Origin of the sequence: Pseudomonas sp. AO-1 (assembly GCF_019775695.1) — a bacterium.
GTDB lineage: Bacteria > Pseudomonadota > Gammaproteobacteria > Pseudomonadales > Pseudomonadaceae > Aquipseudomonas > Aquipseudomonas parakoreensis.
The window spans coordinates 1754418-1770824 of the sequence record NZ_CP079947.1 but is presented as its reverse complement, the minus strand read 5'-3'; the positions used below and the strand labels follow the sequence as shown (position 1 = coordinate 1770824).

18 protein-coding genes are annotated in these 16407 nt (G+C 61.1%); 7 read left to right on the top strand and 11 right to left on the bottom strand.

Annotated elements, in window-relative coordinates:
• Positions 1-37: 37 nt before the first annotated feature.
• Positions 38-1654: an inorganic phosphate transporter gene (locus KVQ82_RS08125; protein ID WP_041066444.1), complete on the top strand. Its 1617-nt coding sequence runs from the start codon at positions 38-40 to the stop codon at positions 1652-1654.
• Between the two features lie 110 nt (positions 1655-1764).
• On the opposite strand, the gene KVQ82_RS08120 is transcribed toward KVQ82_RS08125, so the two are convergent.
• Positions 1765-2661, bottom strand: coding sequence for a LysR family transcriptional regulator (locus tag KVQ82_RS08120; RefSeq protein WP_222018587.1), 897 nt, complete (start codon positions 2659-2661; stop codon positions 1765-1767).
• Between the two features lie 120 nt (positions 2662-2781).
• Between KVQ82_RS08120 and KVQ82_RS08115 the strand changes: the two genes are divergently transcribed.
• Positions 2782-3537, top strand: a complete 756-nt coding sequence (locus tag KVQ82_RS08115) for an SDR family NAD(P)-dependent oxidoreductase (RefSeq protein WP_222018586.1) — start codon at positions 2782-2784, stop codon at positions 3535-3537.
• Between the two features lie 109 nt (positions 3538-3646).
• Here the strand turns inward: KVQ82_RS08115 and KVQ82_RS08110 are convergent, their stop codons facing one another.
• Entirely contained in the window at positions 3647-4084 is a 438-nt protein-coding gene (locus KVQ82_RS08110) for a multidrug/biocide efflux PACE transporter (RefSeq protein ID WP_222018585.1), read from the bottom strand.
• A gap of 89 nt (positions 4085-4173) precedes the next feature.
• Between KVQ82_RS08110 and KVQ82_RS08105 the strand changes: the two genes are divergently transcribed.
• Positions 4174-5028, top strand: coding sequence for a LysR family transcriptional regulator (locus tag KVQ82_RS08105; protein ID WP_222018584.1), 855 nt, complete (start codon positions 4174-4176; stop codon positions 5026-5028).
• Between the two features lie 131 nt (positions 5029-5159).
• On the opposite strand, the gene KVQ82_RS08100 is transcribed toward KVQ82_RS08105, so the two are convergent.
• The 3 genes from KVQ82_RS08100 to KVQ82_RS08090 are packed head-to-tail and all read right to left on the bottom strand — an operon-like array spanning position 5160 to position 7192.
• The gene (locus KVQ82_RS08100) at positions 5160-6389 is read right to left on the bottom strand and encodes an RNA polymerase sigma factor (protein WP_222018583.1); all 1230 of its coding nucleotides are present in this window, start codon (positions 6387-6389) and stop codon (positions 5160-5162) included.
• Positions 6382-6726 carry a YciI family protein gene (locus tag KVQ82_RS08095; protein WP_003227360.1) on the bottom strand — a complete coding sequence of 115 codons (345 nt, stop codon included), beginning with the start codon at positions 6724-6726 and terminating at the stop codon, positions 6382-6384. The genes KVQ82_RS08100 and KVQ82_RS08095 overlap by 8 nt, the downstream gene beginning before the upstream one ends.
• 40 nt (positions 6727-6766) lie before the next feature.
• A complete protein-coding gene (locus KVQ82_RS08090; RefSeq protein WP_041066426.1) occupies positions 6767-7192 on the bottom strand; it encodes a nuclear transport factor 2 family protein in 426 nt (141 codons plus the stop codon).
• A gap of 141 nt (positions 7193-7333) precedes the next feature.
• Here KVQ82_RS08090 and KVQ82_RS08085 point away from each other — a divergent pair, with 141 nt between their 5' ends.
• Complete coding sequence (locus KVQ82_RS08085) at positions 7334-7819, top strand: N-acetyltransferase (RefSeq protein WP_222018582.1); 486 nt, start codon at positions 7334-7336, stop codon at positions 7817-7819.
• Positions 7820-7837: 18 nt separating this feature from the next.
• Entirely contained in the window at positions 7838-8443 is a 606-nt protein-coding gene (locus KVQ82_RS08080) for a pyridoxamine 5'-phosphate oxidase family protein (RefSeq protein WP_095668507.1), read from the top strand.
• A gap of 134 nt (positions 8444-8577) precedes the next feature.
• Here KVQ82_RS08080 and KVQ82_RS08075 read toward each other — a convergent pair whose 3' ends face one another.
• The 3 genes from KVQ82_RS08075 to KVQ82_RS08065 all read right to left on the bottom strand — a co-directional run bounded on the left by KVQ82_RS08075 (position 8578) and on the right by KVQ82_RS08065 (position 10615).
• Positions 8578-9066, bottom strand: a complete 489-nt coding sequence (locus KVQ82_RS08075; RefSeq protein ID WP_222018581.1) for a GNAT family N-acetyltransferase — start codon at positions 9064-9066, stop codon at positions 8578-8580.
• 323 nt (positions 9067-9389) lie between these two features.
• Positions 9390-9884 carry a GyrI-like domain-containing protein gene (locus KVQ82_RS08070; protein WP_041066414.1) on the bottom strand — a complete coding sequence of 165 codons (495 nt, stop codon included), beginning with the start codon at positions 9882-9884 and terminating at the stop codon, positions 9390-9392.
• Positions 9885-9952: 68 nt separating this feature from the next.
• A complete protein-coding gene (locus KVQ82_RS08065) occupies positions 9953-10615 on the bottom strand; it encodes a LysE family translocator (protein WP_041066411.1) in 663 nt (220 codons plus the stop codon).
• Positions 10616-10752: 137 nt separating this feature from the next.
• Between KVQ82_RS08065 and alaC the strand changes: the two genes are divergently transcribed.
• On the top strand, positions 10753-11970 hold the full coding sequence (gene alaC, locus KVQ82_RS08060) for an alanine transaminase (RefSeq protein WP_222018580.1): 1218 nt from the start codon (positions 10753-10755) through the stop codon (positions 11968-11970).
• A gap of 159 nt (positions 11971-12129) precedes the next feature.
• Here the strand turns inward: alaC and KVQ82_RS08055 are convergent, their stop codons facing one another.
• Both KVQ82_RS08055 and KVQ82_RS08050 read right to left on the bottom strand, forming a co-directional pair.
• Entirely contained in the window at positions 12130-13482 is a 1353-nt protein-coding gene (locus KVQ82_RS08055) for a GntP family permease (protein ID WP_047295923.1), read from the bottom strand.
• An 82-nt stretch (positions 13483-13564) separates the two neighbouring features.
• The gene (locus KVQ82_RS08050) at positions 13565-14098 is read right to left on the bottom strand and encodes a gluconokinase (RefSeq protein WP_041066400.1); all 534 of its coding nucleotides are present in this window, start codon (positions 14096-14098) and stop codon (positions 13565-13567) included.
• 216 nt (positions 14099-14314) lie between these two features.
• On the opposite strand from KVQ82_RS08050, the gene KVQ82_RS08045 reads away from it, so the two are divergent.
• On the top strand, positions 14315-15346 hold the full coding sequence (locus KVQ82_RS08045; protein WP_222018579.1) for a LacI family DNA-binding transcriptional regulator: 1032 nt from the start codon (positions 14315-14317) through the stop codon (positions 15344-15346).
• 114 nt (positions 15347-15460) lie between these two features.
• Here the strand turns inward: KVQ82_RS08045 and KVQ82_RS08040 are convergent, their stop codons facing one another.
• Positions 15461-16333 (bottom strand): LysR family transcriptional regulator, encoded by an 873-nt coding sequence (locus KVQ82_RS08040; RefSeq protein WP_222018578.1) that lies wholly within the window; start codon positions 16331-16333, stop codon positions 15461-15463.
• Between the last annotated feature and the right edge of the window lie 74 nt (positions 16334-16407).

Below are 16407 nucleotides of genomic sequence, written 5' to 3'. Positions count from 1 at the left end.
GACGAACAAACCTTCCCTCGCTCAGGATTGTCCGCTCATGGCTACTCCCTCCCTGACCGCCGCCCGCCCCGCGTCCGCCCACGGCGGCCGGCCGGCACTTGATAAGAAACCCGGTCCGTTCACTTACGTGGTGTTCTTCGCGGTTCTGGCCATGGGCATGTTGTTCACCGCTTACAGCCTGATGCACGACATGCATGAGCTGGGCACCACCGTCACCACCTGGACCCCGTTCCTGTTGCTCGGCGTGGCGTTGCTGATTGCGCTGGGCTTCGAGTTCGTCAACGGTTTCCACGACACTGCCAACGCGGTCGCGACGGTGATCTACACCCACTCGCTGCCGCCGAACGTGGCGGTGGTCTGGTCGGGCTTCTTCAACTTCCTCGGGGTGCTGCTGTCCAGTGGCGCGGTGGCGTTCGGCATCATCGCCCTGCTGCCGGTGGAGCTGATTCTGCAGGTCGGTTCGTCCGCCGGTTTCGCGATGATCTTCGCCCTGTTGATCGCGGCGATCCTGTGGAACCTCGGCACCTGGTGGCTAGGCCTGCCGGCCTCGTCATCGCATACGCTGATCGGCTCGATCATCGGCGTCGGCGTCGCCAATGCCCTGATGCACGGGCGCGACGGCACCAGCGGCGTGGACTGGGCGCAGGCAACCAAGATTGGTTACGCGCTGTTGCTGTCGCCGCTGGTGGGCTTCGGCTGCGCGGCGCTGTTGCTGCTGGCCATGCGCGCCTTCATCAAGAATCGCGCGCTGTACAAGGCGCCGCAAGGCAACAACCCGCCACCGTGGTGGATTCGCGGTTTGTTGATCGCCACCTGCACCGGTGTGTCTTTCGCCCACGGCTCCAACGACGGGCAGAAAGGCATGGGCCTGATCATGCTGATTCTGGTCGGCACCTTGCCCATGGCTTACGCGTTGAACCGCACCATGCCCGCCGATCAGGCGCTGCAGTTTGCCGCTGTCGCCGAAGTCACCCAGCAAGCGCTGGTGAAAAATACCCCGCTGCCAGCCCCGGTCGATCCGCGTCCGGTGCTGTCGGATTACGTGCGCAGCAAGCAAGCCACGCCGCAACTGATCCCCGCCCTCGCCGCCCTGACCGGGCACATTGGCGAAGAGGTCAAAGGCTATGGTTCGCTGTCGAAAGTCCCGGCCGAAGCCATGGGCAACGTGCGCAACGACATGTACCTGGCCAGCGAAAGCATTCGCTTGATGGAGAAGAACAAGGTCGGCAACTTCGACGCCGACACCACGGACAAACTGCAGCTGTTCAAGCAGCAGATCGACAACGCCACACGCTTCATTCCACTGTGGGTGAAGATCGCCGTGGCCATCGCCCTGGGGCTGGGGACCATGGTTGGCTGGAAACGGATTGTGGTGACGGTCGGCGAAAAGATCGGCAAGACCCACCTGACCTACGCCCAGGGCGCCTCGGCGGAAACCGTGGCGATGCTGACCATTGGCGCGGCGGACATGTTCGGTTTACCGGTCTCGACCACCCATGTGCTGTCATCGGGCGTGGCCGGAACCATGGTCGCCAATGGCGGTGGCTTGCAGATGAAGACCATCCGCAATCTGCTGATGGCGTGGGTGCTGACCTTGCCGGCGGCGATTCTGCTGTCGGGCAGCCTGTACTGGCTGTTCACCCAGATCTTCTGATCCCCACAAATCCCTGTAGGAGCTGCCGAAGGCTGCGATCTCTTGATTTTGCTTTAAAAAACAAAAATCAAAAGATCGCAGCGTGCCGCAGCTCCTACAGGGGGATGTCGTCAGAGCGTCGAGCGGATGACCTCCCCCAACCACTCCATGAACACCCGCACCCGCAGCGGCAAATGCCGTTGCCGTGCATACAGGATTGAAATCGCCATCGCCGGCGCGGTGAACTGCGGTAGCACAGTCAGCAGCTCTCCGGTGTCCAGATGGGGCTGCATGCCGGTGCGCGGCACCTGGATCAGACCAAAGCCACCCAGGCACGCCGACTCGTAAGCATCAGTGCTGTTGACCGTGACACTGCCAGCCATCGGCAGGCGCCGCACCTGACCGTCCTGTTCATACACAAACCCTTCCGAACGCGAACCGAGCACGCCGACGTAATGCACCAGTCGATGCTGCGCCAGATCTTCCAGGGTCTGCGGCACGCCGTAGCGTTCAAGGTACGCAGGGCTGGCGCAGTTGATCATCGGGAAGTCACCGAGATGCCGCGCCACCACCGACTGATCCGGCTGCGCGCCGATGCGCACCACGCAATCGAAACCCTCGCTGAGCAGATCGACACGGCGGTCGGTGCTGCTGATTTCCAGTTCCAGATTCGGGTGCCGCGCCATGAACTCAGGCAGCAGCGGCATGATCAGGCGTCGCGCGAGGATGTTCGGCATGTCGACGCGAATCCGCCCGCTCAACGAGGCCGGATCCTGGCGAAACAGCCCCTCGATCTCGTCCATGTGCGACAGCAGATCCTTGCTGCGCTCGTACAACACCAGACCGTCCTGCGTTGCCTGCACCTTGCGCGTGGTGCGTTGCAACAGGCGCGTGCCTAGCAGGCCTTCCAGGGCCTGCACATGCTCGGACACCGTCGAGCGCGGCAGCCCGAGACTCTCGCCGGCCAGGGTGAAACTCGACAGTTCGCTGACCCGGACGAAGGTGCGCAGCAGTTCCAGTTTGTTCATGAGGACACCCGTTGATTGTTCGACTGAGCCGATCAGTGATTCCGGTTTCAGTCTGTTTATCACCCCACGGCGGATAAATAAACTTTGCTCATCACCACTCACCGCAATCGAGGATTTCACATGAGCCGCAAAATCGCATTGATCACCGGCGCCAGCCGTGGCCTGGGCAAGAACGCCGCCCTGCACCTCGCCGCCGAAGGCGTGGACATCATTGGCACCTACAACAGCCGCGCCGATGAAGCCCAGGCGCTGGTGGCTGAACTGGAACAACGCGGCGCCAAAGCCGTGATGCTGCAACTGGATGTGGGCCGCAGCGAAAGCTTTGCCGATTTCGCTTCGCGGGTTGAGCAGGCGTTGCAGCACTTTGATCGTCCGCGCTTCGACTTCCTGATCAACAACGCCGGGATTGGCGTGCATGCGGCGTTCGCCGAAACCACTCCGGAACAGTTCGACCTGCTGATGAACATCCAGCTCAAAGGGCCGTTCTTCCTGACTCAGCAACTGCTGCCGCTGATCAATGACGGCGGGCGTATCATCAACATTTCCAGTGGGCTTACCCGCTTCAGCCTGCCGGGCTACGCCGCCTACGCAGCGATGAAAGGTGCGATGGAAGTGCTGACCCGCTATCAGGCCAAGGAGCTGGGGGCGCGGCAGATCGGCGTGAACATTCTGGCGCCGGGCGCCATCGAGACGGATTTTGGCGGCGGCGCGGTGCGCGACAACGCCGCGTTGAACGCGATGGTTGCGAGCAATACCGCACTGGGACGCGCCGGGCAACCGGATGACATCGGTGGCGCACTGTCGATGCTGCTGGCGCCGGGTGCGCAGTGGATCAACGGGCAGCGGGTTGAAGCATCGGGCGGCATGTTTCTCTAAGCCCAACACGCCCCTGTAGGAGCTGCCGCAGGCTGCGATCTTTTGATCTTGTTTTTAAAAAATCAAAGTCAAAAGATCGCAGCCTGCGGCAGCTCCTACAGGGTTCGGGTTAGCTCTGACAGGCGCTGCGCTGCACAAACCGCTCGCGCACCACGTCATACCCCCAGTGATACACATAGGTGTACGGCAGGAAAAACAGCAGCACGCCGATGTCCAGCAAGAACGCCTGCCACAGGCTGACCGACAGCCACCAGGCAATCAGCGGTACGCCCATCACGATCAACCCGCCCTCAAACAGCAGCGCATGGATCACCCGCGTCCAAGCGTTATGCCCGAGGTTCAGGCGCTTGAGCGCCCGGTCGAAGAGTCCGTTGAACAGCACGTTCCACGCGAGCGCCAGCACGGCGATCAGCACGGTCACCGCGCCCATGTCCAGCAGCGGTTTGTCCATGATCCACGCCAGCAACGGCGTGCAGATCAGGATCGCCAGACACTCGAAACCGATGGCCTGGAAGATACGTTCAGTGATGGATTTGTTGGCAGTCATGGCCTGACTCCTTGAGTGAAGAGGGTTGCCATGATCTGCCCTCACACCGATACTTCATAACCAATAACCATCGATCAAGGCGATAGTTCATGGTTTCGCAGGAAGTGCTGTTGGCGTTTGTTCAGGCTGCCACTCAGGGTTCGTTTTCGGCAGCGGCGCGCAAACTGGGACGCAGTCAGTCGACCATCAGTGCGGCGGTGGCCAGTCTGGAGATCGATCTGGATCTGATGCTGTTCGACCGCAGCAGCCGCAAACCGACCTTGACTCCGGCCGGCCATGTGATGCTGCAACGGGCCGAGGCGATTCTGGCGGCCACCCATCGTATGGCAATGAGCGCCCGGCAACTGGCACAAGGCGTCGAGCCGAAGCTGACCGTGGCGATTTCCGACACCTATCAATCGGCGCGCTTCGAAGCGGCGCTGGTCGACTTCGAGCAGCGTTATCCGGACCTGGAACTGGAATGCCTGATCGCCGAGTGCGACGACCTGATCGAACTGGTCCAGCGTGGCCGCGCGCACCTGGCATTTGCCGAAATGCGCGACAGCTACCCGCCGGACCTGGTGACCTCGACCGTGGCCGAGCACACCGACATCGCACTGTTCGTGAAACGTGATCATGTGCTGACCGGCATCCAAGGTGTCGATCAGCAGGTGCTGGAGCAGCATCGCGAGTTGCGCCTGGCGACCATCGTCAATCCCTACGACAGCCGGGCCAAAGGCCGGGTGTGGTCGGCGCCGAGTTACCTGATGCTGATGGAGATGGCGGAAATGGGCTTCGGTTGGGCGGCGTTGCCACGCTGGCTGGTGGGGCGTTTCGGCAATGGCTCGCTGGTGGAGCTGACGGTGCGTGGCTGGCCACGGCCGGTGTATGTCGATGCGTTGTGGTCGCGGGTCTATCCGCCGGGCCCGGCGGGGAGCTGGTTGCTGAGCAAGATGCTGGAATAGCGGCGCCGCCAATCGCTGGCAAGCCAGCTCCCACAAGTACCGAGGTGTTCATTAACTTTGTGTACGGCGCAGACACTGTGGGAGCTGGCTTGCCAGCGATGAGGCCGGCACTGCCAATGAATTCCCCCGGATCAATCCAGTTCGCTCAGCCGCCCCTCGATAAACCGCCGCTCCGGCTCTTGCCGGGTCAGTTCCAGTGCTCGCCGATACGCCGCCCGCGCCTGCTCTACCCGACCCAACTGCCGACAAAATTCCGCCCGCGCCGAATGCGCCAGGTGGTAATCCTGCAACTCGCCGCGATCCAGGATCCCCTCGATCAGCGTCAGCCCCGCCAACGCGCCATCGCGCTTGGCCACTGCCACTGCGCGGTTCAACTCGATCACCGGCGACGGCACCGCCCGCAACAGCACGTCATACAGCCCGACGATCTGCTGCCAGTCCGTATCCGCTGCTGAAGGCGCCTCAGCATGCACCGCAGCAATCGCCGCTTGCAGGCAATAAGGCCCGAAACGCCGCGTACTCAGCGCACGCTCGATCAGCGCGCAACCCTCGGCGATCAACCCGGCATCCCAGCGCGAGCGGTCCTGATCGTCGAGCAGAATCAACTCCCCTTGGGCCGAGGTTCGCGCCGGTCGCCGCGACTCATGCAGCAGCATCAACGCCAGCAAGCCCATGACCTCCGGCTCCGGCAGCAATTCCATGAGCAAACGCCCGAGCCTGATCGCCTCACGGGTCAGGTCTTCACGGATCAACTCAGTGCCCATCGACGCCGAATAGCCTTCGTTGAACACCAGATAAATTACCCGCAACACACTGTCGAGGCGCTCCGGCAACTCGTTCAGGCTCGGCACCTGATAAGGGATTTTCGCATCGCGGATCTTGGCCTTGGCCCGCACGATGCGCTGAGCAATCGCCGCCGGAGCCGAAAGAAACGCGCGGGCGATTTCCTCGGTGGTCAGGTCGCAGACTTCACGCAAGGTCAGCGGCACTTGCGCATCCGCCGCCAGCGCCGGGTGACAGCAGGTGAAGATCAGCCGCAAGCGGTCGTCTTCCACGTCTTCGCCACTCCAGTCGGCCTGTTCCAGTTCTTCGAGCTGCGCCAGCGACAGCGGCTGCGAGGCCTTGAAGCGGGCGCGGCGGCGCAACACATCGATGGCCTTGAAACGCCCGGTGGACACCAGCCAGGTGCGCGGATTGTCGGGCACGCCGTCGCGCTGCCAGCGCTCGACCGCGACGAAGAACGCCTCGTGCAAGGCTTCTTCGGCGAGGTCGAAATCGCCGAGCAGGCGAATCAGGGTTGCCAGAATCCGCCGCGAGTCTTCGCGATAGACCTGCTCGACCCGCGCCTGGACTTCAGACATTCAACTGCCGCACCGGACGCACTTCGACGCTGCCGACCCGGGCCGCCGGAATGTGGCCGGCGACCTGAATCGCTTCGTTCAGATCCTTGGCATCGATCAGGTAAAACCCGGCCAGTTGCTCCTTGGTTTCAGCGAACGGGCCATCGGTGATCGACAGCTTGCCGTTGCGCATGCGCACCGTGGTTGCGGTCTGCACCGACTCCAGCGCTTCGGCGGCAACCATCCGCCCGCTGCCCTGAATCGACTCGGCATAGGCCCAGCACTCGGCGTCTTCCGGGCTGTCGGGCGAGGTGTGCAGCAGGCGCTCATCGCTGTAGACCAGGCATAGATACTTCATGGCTTTCTCCTGAATCGAACGGATCAACTATGGCTGAAGATCAGGGTTGCACATCGAACAGCGTGCTGCCGCTCATCGGATCGAACGGCGCCGACCAGTGCTCGTGGACAATCTTCCACGTTCCGCCCACTGGCCGATAACACGCGGTAGCGCGCATCCAGCAGCTCTGGGTTTCGCCCTTGTCGTTGGTCCCCCCGCAATGCGTGACCCAATGGGCGAAAGCGAGGTTGTCGGCGGTCTCGATGGCGATCTCGTGAAACTCGAAAACGTGCGGGCCGGAACACATTTCCATGCAGGCTTCCCAGTGCGCGCGGTAGGCCGCCTTGCCTTTGAATTGCAGGGCCTTGATCGCATCGAACGAGACGATGTCGTCGGCGTACAACGCCATGACTTTGTCAACGTTCTTGGTCATCACCGCTTCGCGGTAAGTGTTGATCAGGGCCTGGATTTCAGTGTGTGCGCTCATGGTGTTCTCCGTGTTTTTTGTAGTGAAGACACCCTTAGTCGTTCGGCCATCGGGCAGATCGACAGACGAAACAAAAAATTTCCGCCAAAGACAAAATCGCTAGAATCCAAGGCTTACCTTTGTAGGAAAAAGGAAATTCCCGTGTCAGCCCAACTCGTGCCGTACGACAGCCTGAACGCCTTGCAGCGTCAGCAGGTCGAGGCGATTGAAATCCATCCCGAGCAGATCAAGTTTTCCGGCGACATTCACGGTGCGCTGCATACGCTGCTGTCCAAACCCGGCCCCGGCGTGAAAGGCTTTGCCCTGCTGGCCGATCAAGTGCCGGTGGCGTTCCTGCTGCTCAAGCGCCCGCCGGTGTTGCCAGCCTGGGCCGATGAACACAGCGCCACCCTGCACGCCTTGCAGGTCGATCACCGCGCGCAAGGCAAGGGGTATGGCAAGGCCTGCCTGCAGGCCCTGCCCGACGTCGCGCGTGAAGCATGGCCGGAGATCAAAGGGCTGGAACTGTCGGTGGATGCCGATAACGACGCGGCGATCGCGCTGTACGCCAAACACGGTTTCGTCGACAGCGGCGAAGCGTACAAGGGCCGGATCGGTTACGAGCGGCGCATGGGGCTGTTTTTCTAAATCATCGAGGGATGCACGATGATCGATTCAATCGAAGCACTGGAAGCTATTTACGGCCTGCCCCACGAGCGCGCGGTGCGCAAGCAGATCGGTTTTCTCAACGAGGATTATCAGGCGATGGTACGGGTTTCGCCGCTGGTGATCGTCAGCTCGGTGGGCGCCGACGGCCTGGACAATTCGCCACGCGGCGATGCGCCGGGATTTGTGCGGATCATCGACCAGAACACCCTGGCCCTGCCGGATCGCCCGGGCAACAACCGCATCGATACCTTGCGCAATGTGCTGCAGGATCCACGGGTGTCGCTGCTGTTCATCATTCCGGGGATCGGCGAGACCTTGCGGGTCAACGGCACCGCGACCATCAGCGCCGATCCCGAACTGCTGGAAAGCTTTGCGGTGAACGGCAAACCGGCAAAAACGGTGCTGCTGGTGACGGTGGAGGCGGCGTTTTTCCATTGTTCGAAAGCGTTTGTGCGTTCAGATGCGTGGAACCCCGAGACTCACCTGCCGCGCTCGGCACTGCCCTCGGCGGGCGCTTTCCACAAGCGTCTGAATGATGGGCAGTTCGATGCCGAGACGTACGATCGCGAAGCACCGAAGCGGGTAATCGACACCCTTTACTAAACGGGGAATTGCAAACACCGCTAGAACCAGTGGGAGCTGGCTTGCCAGCGATGGCGTCGGCGCATCAAACATTGATGTCGATTGACCCACCGCTATCGCTGGCAAGCCAGCTCCCACAGGTTATGTGCGATGCCTTACAAAGTAAGGATCATCTCGTGCCACGCCATCCCGCCATGGTCGGACTCCGACGGCTTGATGTAGGCAAAGCCGAATCCGGCGTACAGCGCAATGTGTCGTTCCTTGCACATCAGATGAATCGTCGCCTTGTCCATCCCGCGCATGCGCTCGATGAATTCGGCCATCAATCGCTTGGCCAGGCCCTGCCCCTGATAGTCCGGGTGCACCACCACCGACATGATCACCACGTTCGGCCCTTTGGAGTCGTGGCCGATCAGTTCCTTGAACGCCTCGTCGGACATCTGCACGTCAAACGCCGCGCCCGAATTGATGAACCCGGCGACCACGCCCTCCACTTCGGCGACGATAAAACCCTCCGGCCAGGTGGCGATGCGCGTGGCGATCTTTTCGCGCGTGGCGGCTTCATCGCCTTCGTAGGCAACGGTTTCGATGGCGTAGCAGCGGTCCAGGTCGGCGGCGGTGACGTTGCGGATGACGGTGTTCATGGCAGCTCGAAAATCAGCGGAGAAAAGTGCGCAAAGCATAAAGGAATAAGGTGTGCATATCGATCCGCATGGGGGGCGTAAAGCTTGCGTATAAGCGCTTTTCTTCGTGCGGGCGGCGGGCTATTTCTGCGGTGTGTCTCTGATCACCCTTGGGGGTAACCGCTTATGAGCAGCGTTGAAATCGGCCTGTTGATGGTGTTGGGCATCAGTACGTTCGGCTTTATCACCTTGGGCATCGACCTGTTGCGGGCGCGACGGCTGGGCAAGGGCAAGCGCGGTTGAACAACATGAGGCGGATCAGTGATCCGCCTCATCGTTATGGTTCAGGCTTTGGTATCGACCGGCACGCAGATTTCCAGTTTGCCGGTGTGCAGTCGCGGATTGAAATCGGCGCTGTAGCGTTCCAGCTCCGGGGCGTTGAGCTCGACATAGTGGGAAGTCGGCAGCCAGGTTTTGTAGATGTATTGCAGAGTCTGAGGTAACTGATCGAGCGGTCCCTTGTGCTCGAATACGGCGTACTGACGAGGCAGCACTTCGACCCACTGATAGACCTTCTGGTCGAGGTCGTCGAGCTTGCTGATTTCCACCCCGGCGATGTAATCGAAGCCACCCTGGCCGTCGAAATTACTGCAGACGCCGTAGGTCACTTCGTTTTTTTGTCCCTGTATCTTTCCCAGGTGCGGCAAGAACCTTTCCCACAGTGCGGGGATGTCCTTGGCGGTGTCCTGGGTAAATCGACCACGAAATCCTGCGATCAGCAGGAAGTGTCCATGTTCGAAGCGAGGTTCAGCCACTTCGACGCGTTTTTGCTCATCCATGACTCGACTCCTGGAACAAAAGAAGGGGTTCGGCTGCTGAGTATAGAAGCCAAACCCGATTCGCAATGCTACAGGGCGTGCAACTGGTCGGCGGCCCCGGAACCGACGAACTCGTTATAACCGGATACGATCACGTACACCGCGAAATAGCAGAAGATCGCTGCCGATGCCATGTACGAGTAGCGCAACAGCTTGTCGCCGAGCAACTTGCCGCCGTGGCTCGCGGCGAAGCACAGCCCGGCCGACCACAGCAGACCGGCGCACAGGAAGCCGCCGAGGAACAGCGCCGAACTTACAGGGCCGCCGCCACCGGAGCGGGCGATCAGGGTGCCACCCACCGCGGCGAACCAGAGAATCGCGCTCGGTGAAGACATGGCGAGGAAAATCCCGCGAAAGAACTCCTTGCGATGCGAGTTCCGCCCCACTTCCGCGGTTGCTGCCAACTGCGCTTCGTGGTGAATCGCCGAATAGATCATCTTCGCCGCAAAGTAGATCAGCAGCGCCGACCCGCCGATCCACAGCACCCAGCGCACGCTTTCGTACTGCAGCAGCACGGTCATCCCGGCCAGCGCCAGCACCGCGTAGATCAGGTCACCGACGCAGGTGCCGAGGCCCAGCGCGAAGCCCTGAAAGTACCCGCGCTGCATCGCCAGGGTGATCATTGCGATGTTGGCTACGCCGATGTCCAGGCACAGCGAGAGGCTCAGCAAGAAGCCGCTGGTGAATTCCATTAAGCATTTCCTTGGAAAAAATTATTGTCTTGCACGCTGGACAGTCCGCCCTCGCTGCCCTTATCTTCCGCCACAGGTCACCGCAGTGACCAGCGTCGCTCGGACGGTTCCGGGCGCTTACGTTATCCGAGGCAACAATGGCTGAACAAGGTTCGCCGCGCCGCTTTGCGCGCATTGATCGACTCCCCCCCTACGTTTTCAACATCACCGCCGAGCTGAAGATGGCCGCGCGGCGCCGTGGTGAAGACATCATCGACTTGAGCATGGGCAACCCCGACGGGGCCACGCCGCCGCACATCGTCGAAAAACTGGTACAAGTTGCCCAACGTGAAGACACCCACGGTTACTCCACGTCCAAGGGCATTCCACGTCTGCGCCGGGCGATTTCCAACTGGTACAAGGAACGCTACGCGGTCGATATCGACCCGGAAAGCGAAGCCATCGTCACCATCGGTTCCAAGGAAGGCCTGGCGCATTTGATGCTGGCGACCCTGGATCAGGGCGACACGGTACTGGTGCCGAACCCGAGCTACCCGATTCACATCTACGGCGCGGTGATTGCCGGCGCTCAGGTGCGTTCGGTGCCGCTGGTGCCGGGCGTGGACTTCTTCGCCGAGCTGGAACGGGCCATTCGCGGTTCGATCCCGAAGCCGAAGATGATGATCCTCGGCTTCCCGTCCAACCCCACCGCACAATGCGTGGAGCTGGACTTCTTCGAACGGGTGATTGCCCTCGCCAAACAATACGACGTACTGGTGGTGCACGACCTGGCCTACGCCGACATCGTCTATGACGGCTGGAAAGCCCCGTCGATCATGCAGGTGCCGGGCGCCAAGGACATTGCGGTGGAGTTTTTTACCCTGTCCAAGAGCTACAACATGGCCGGCTGGCGCATCGGTTTCATGGTCGGCAACCCGGAACTGGTCAACGCCCTGGCGCGGATCAAGAGCTACCACGACTACGGCACTTTCACTCCGCTGCAAGTGGCGGCGATTGCTGCGCTGGAAGGCGATCAGCAATGTGTGCGTGACATCGCCGAACAGTATCGCCAGCGCCGTAACGTGCTGGTCAAAGGCCTGCACGAGCTGGGCTGGATGGTCGAGAATCCGAAGGCGTCGATGTACGTCTGGGCGAAGATTTCCGAGGCTTACGCGCATCTGGGCTCGCTCGAGTTTGCCAAGAAACTGCTGGCCGAGGCCAAGGTCTGTGTCTCGCCGGGGGTGGGTTTTGGTGAGTATGGCGATGATCATGTGCGCTTCGCGCTGATCGAAAACCAGGACCGGATTCGGCAGGCGGTGCGCGGGATTCGCGGGATGTTCCGGGCGGATGGCCTGGCCCCGAAAACCGCCGGCTAACACATCCCCCTGTAGGAGCTGCCGCAGGCTGCGATCTTTTGATCTTGATCTTTAAAATCAAAAGATCGCAGCCTTCGGCAGCTCCTACAGGGTTAGCCCTTTCGCCTCATCCACAAAAAAACCGCATCGCTGCGGTTTTTTTGTGTCTTGCGTTCGAGGTTAAACGAACAGCGACAGCAATAGAATGAAGCCCAGGCCCACCACCGACAGGATGGTTTCCATCGCTGTCCAGGTCTTGAACGTCTCGGCCACGGTCATGTTGAAGTACTGCTTCACCAGCCAGAAACCGGCGTCGTTCACATGGGACAGGATCAACGACCCGGCACCGGTGGCCAGCACCAGCAGTTCACGGTTGACGCCCGGAATCATCCCCACCACCGGCACCACGATGCCGGCGCCCGTGATGGTCGCCACGGTGGCCGAACCGGTGGCGATACGAATCACCGCCGCCACCAGCCATGCCAGCAGGATCGGCGAGATCTGCGCGCTGACCGCCATGTGGCCGATCACGTCGCCCACGCCGCTGGTCACCAGCATCTGCTTGAAGCCACCACCGGCACCGATGATCAGAATGATCGCGGCGGTCGGCGCCAGGCTCGCGTCCAGCCACTTGAGCATCTGCTGTGAACCGATGCCCTGCTTGTGACCGAAGGTGTACAGCGACAGCAGCAAGGCCAGCAGCAGTGCAGAGATCGGATGGCCGATCATGTCCATCCAGGTGCGGAAGAAATGACCGTCCGGCAGTGCCACGTCAGCGAAGGTTTTCAGCAGCATCAGGAACACCGGCAGCAGCACAGTGACCAGGGTGATGCTGAAGCTCGGCAGGTTCTGCGAATCGGTTTCGCGGGCCAGTTGATCGACCAGTTCCTGATTCGGCGTGCCGGGAATGTGCTTGGCAATGAACGTACCGAAGATCGGGCCGGCGATGATGGCGGTCGGCAGCGCAACGATCAGACCGTAGAGGATGGTCTTGCCGATGTCGGCACCAAACACGCCGATTGCCAGCAGCGGGCCCGGGTGCGGCGGCACCAGACCGTGTACCGCAGACAGACCGGCGAGCAGCGGAATACCGATCTTGATGATCGACACCCCGGTGCGTCGGGCAACGATGAACACCAGCGGAATCAGCAGCACGAAGCCGATTTCGAAGAACAGTGGAATACCGACCAGGAACGCGGCGAACATCATGGCCCACTGCACTTTGTCCTTGCCGAACGCGCGGATCAGGGTCTGCGCGATCTGATCGGCGCCACCGGATTCGGCCATCATTTTGCCGAGCATGGTGCCCAGCGCAAGGATGATGCCGACGAAACCGAGCACGCCACCGAAGCCGTCCTGGAACGCCTTGATGATGGTGCCGATCGGCATGCCGGACGTCAGGCCGAGGAACGCGGCCGCGATGGTCAGGGCGATGAAGGGGTGAATCTTGAATTTGGTGATCAGGATAATCAGACCGATTACCGTGACCACTGCATCGAGCAGCAGGTAGGCGTCGTGGGACATGCCAAACATTGGGGGTGTCTCCTGGCTTGTTGTTGTTATTAAAGCGGGTTAAACAGAATTCGTGAGGACAGCGCTAACTCTTTCAACACACTCATACCGCCTGTTTCAGACCATGAGCCTGCCACCAGACGTGCGCCTGGGCCGCCAGCTCTTCAACGCTGTGGATCGAAGCATTCAGTGCCAGGGTCAACGGCTCGCCGACCGGCGATTCGAGGGTGGCGAACTGGCTTTCGATCAACGTCGCCGGCATGAAGTGGCCCGGGCGATGGGACACGCGGTCGGCAGCCACTTCAGGGGTCAGTTCAAGGAACACAAAGCCCAGGCCCGGCAAGGCACTGCGCAGCACTTCGCGGTAACTGTGTTTAAGCGCCGAGCAGGTCAGCACCGGACGCTCGCCGAGTGCATCGACACGACGCAACTCAACGCACAGGCTGTCGAGCCAGCCGGCACGGTCGTCGTCGTTCAGGGGGATCCCCGCGCTCATCTTTTCGATGTTGGCGGCCGGATGAAAAGTATCGCCTTCAATGGCAGTGGCGCCGCTCAATTGGCACAGGGCCTCGCTGACGCACGTCTTGCCGCAACCGGCAACGCCCATGATGACCAGGGCGGTGATGGGATGACTCATATAACACCTCAGCGCGCAGACAGCGCTACCTTTGCTAGCTATGACTCTAGTGCACAGGCAGAAGTTGCCGACGCCTTCTTGTCGTTTTTTTGGGTTGCAGCAGGTTGTCGCCCAACGCCAAAAAGCGAGGATCAGGCAGGACCTCGCTTACGCATTTGCAGCTGCATCAGGACAGCGCTACCTTAGTGCCTTGATTTTTGTTTGGCAAGCCGCCCGATGACCACCCCTAAAAACGATAAAAACACTCGCACCACCGGCCGTCCCACCCTTAATGAAGTTGCCCGCCTTGCCGGCGTGAGCCCGATTACCGCGTCCCGCGCCTTGCGCGGGGTCAGCACCGTGGCCACCGAACTGGTGGAAAAAGTGCAGAAAGCCGCGCTCGAACTCAATTACGTGGTCAACCCTGCCGCCCGCGCCCTGGCCTCGGCGCAGAGCCATTCAGTGGTGGTGCTGGTGCCGTCGCTGTCCAACCTGTTGTTCATCGATACGCTGGAAGCCATTCATCGGGTGCTGACACCCAAGGGCTTCGAAGTGCTGATCGGCAACTTCCACTATTCGCGCGATGAAGAAGAAAACCTGCTGCGCAACTCCATGGCTTATCAACCGCGTGGTTTGCTGTTGACCGGGTTTGATCGCACGGAAAGTTCGCGGCGGATGATCGAGGCCAGCAACATTCCCTGCGTGTACATGATGGAACTGGACAGCGCGGCCGGCGTGAATTGCGTGGGTTTCTCGCAGCTCAGCGCCGGCGAAACCGCGGCCGAACATTTGCTCTCGCGCGGTCGCAAGCGTCTTGCCTATATCGGCGCACAACTTGATCAGCGCACCTTGTTGCGCGGCGAGGGTTTTCGCAAAGCCCTGCAGAAGGCCGGGCGCTATGACCCGGACCTGGAAGTGCTGACCCCGCGCTCCTCGTCGGTGGGATTAGGCGGAGAGCTGTTCCTGCAACTGCTGGCGGCGCATCCGGACGTCGATGCGATCTTCTTTGGTAACGACGACCTGGCGCAGGGTGCCCTGCTCGAAGCGCTGCGCAACGGGATCAAGATCCCCGAGCAGGTGGCGATCCTCGGCTTCAACGACTTGCCGATGTCCGAGCACATGGTGCCGCGCCTGAGCAGCATCAACACCCCGCGCGAGGCGATTGGCCGGCGCGCGGCGGAGCAGATGCTGACGTTGATGGCCGGCAATAGCGTGGCGCGGCCGGTGGAAGACATGGGTTTTGAACTGAAGATTCGCGAGAGTACCTGAAGCCCCTTCCCATGTAGGAGCTGCCGAAGGCTGCGATCTTTTGATTTTTCTTTTCAAGATCAAGATCAAAAGATCGCAGCCTTCGGCAGCTCCTACAGGGGGAATGTGTTGCGGTCAGTGCCTGAGCAGTTCGACGAGGGCCGACGCGCCCTTCTGCAGTGGCTGGCTCTTGAGCCACACCGCGTGCACCGGCAGTACCAGGCCGTTTTCGATGTTGCGAAAATTCAGGCGCTGCAAGCGCCCGCTGTCCAGCCACGGCTGCACCACCGACAACGGGAAATTGCCCCAGCCCAGTCCCGCCTCGACCATCTCCAGCGCCGCCTCCAGCGTATCGGTGCGCCAGTGCGATTCGGCCACCAGCGGCCGGGTTTCGCTGATCGGCAAGTCGCGACTGGCGACGAAGATCTGCCGCACATGCACGAGATCTTCGAGAAACAGATCCTGCCCCCGCAACAATGGACTGTCTGCCGCCAGCGTGGCGATCATCCGTTCGCTGCCGACAAACTGAAAACGCTCCAGCACGTTCATGCTCAACCCGGCGAACGCCAGACAGATGCTGACGCGGCCACGGTGCAGCATCGCCAGCACATCGTCCTGCGGCGCGGTCAGCACTTCGATGTCGAGCAACGGATGACGCTCGGCAATCACCTTGATCGCGGCGAGCAAGCGCCGGCGATCGATGTCGGCGACCACACCAATCGACAGCTTGCTCTCCAGCCCCAACGACAACTCCACCGCGTGCACTTGCAGCTGCTTGAGCTGCTCGGCAATCAACCGCGCATGGGGCACCAGTGACAGCGCCATCGCGGTTGGCTGCGGTTCGCGATGGCTGCGGTCGAACAAGGCATAGCCAAGCTCCGCCTCAAGATTGCCGATGCCCATGCTGACCGCCGAAGGCACCCTGCCCAAAGCGCGGGCGGCGGCGGAGAACGAGCCACGATCAATCACCGCAAGAAACAGCTCGATGCTGTCGCTGTTGAAATTCAAACCACCACCTATCACCAAAACTGAAAGCTACTGACTTTTTCTGTCACCACTATTGAAGCTATCTTTCGCCGCCT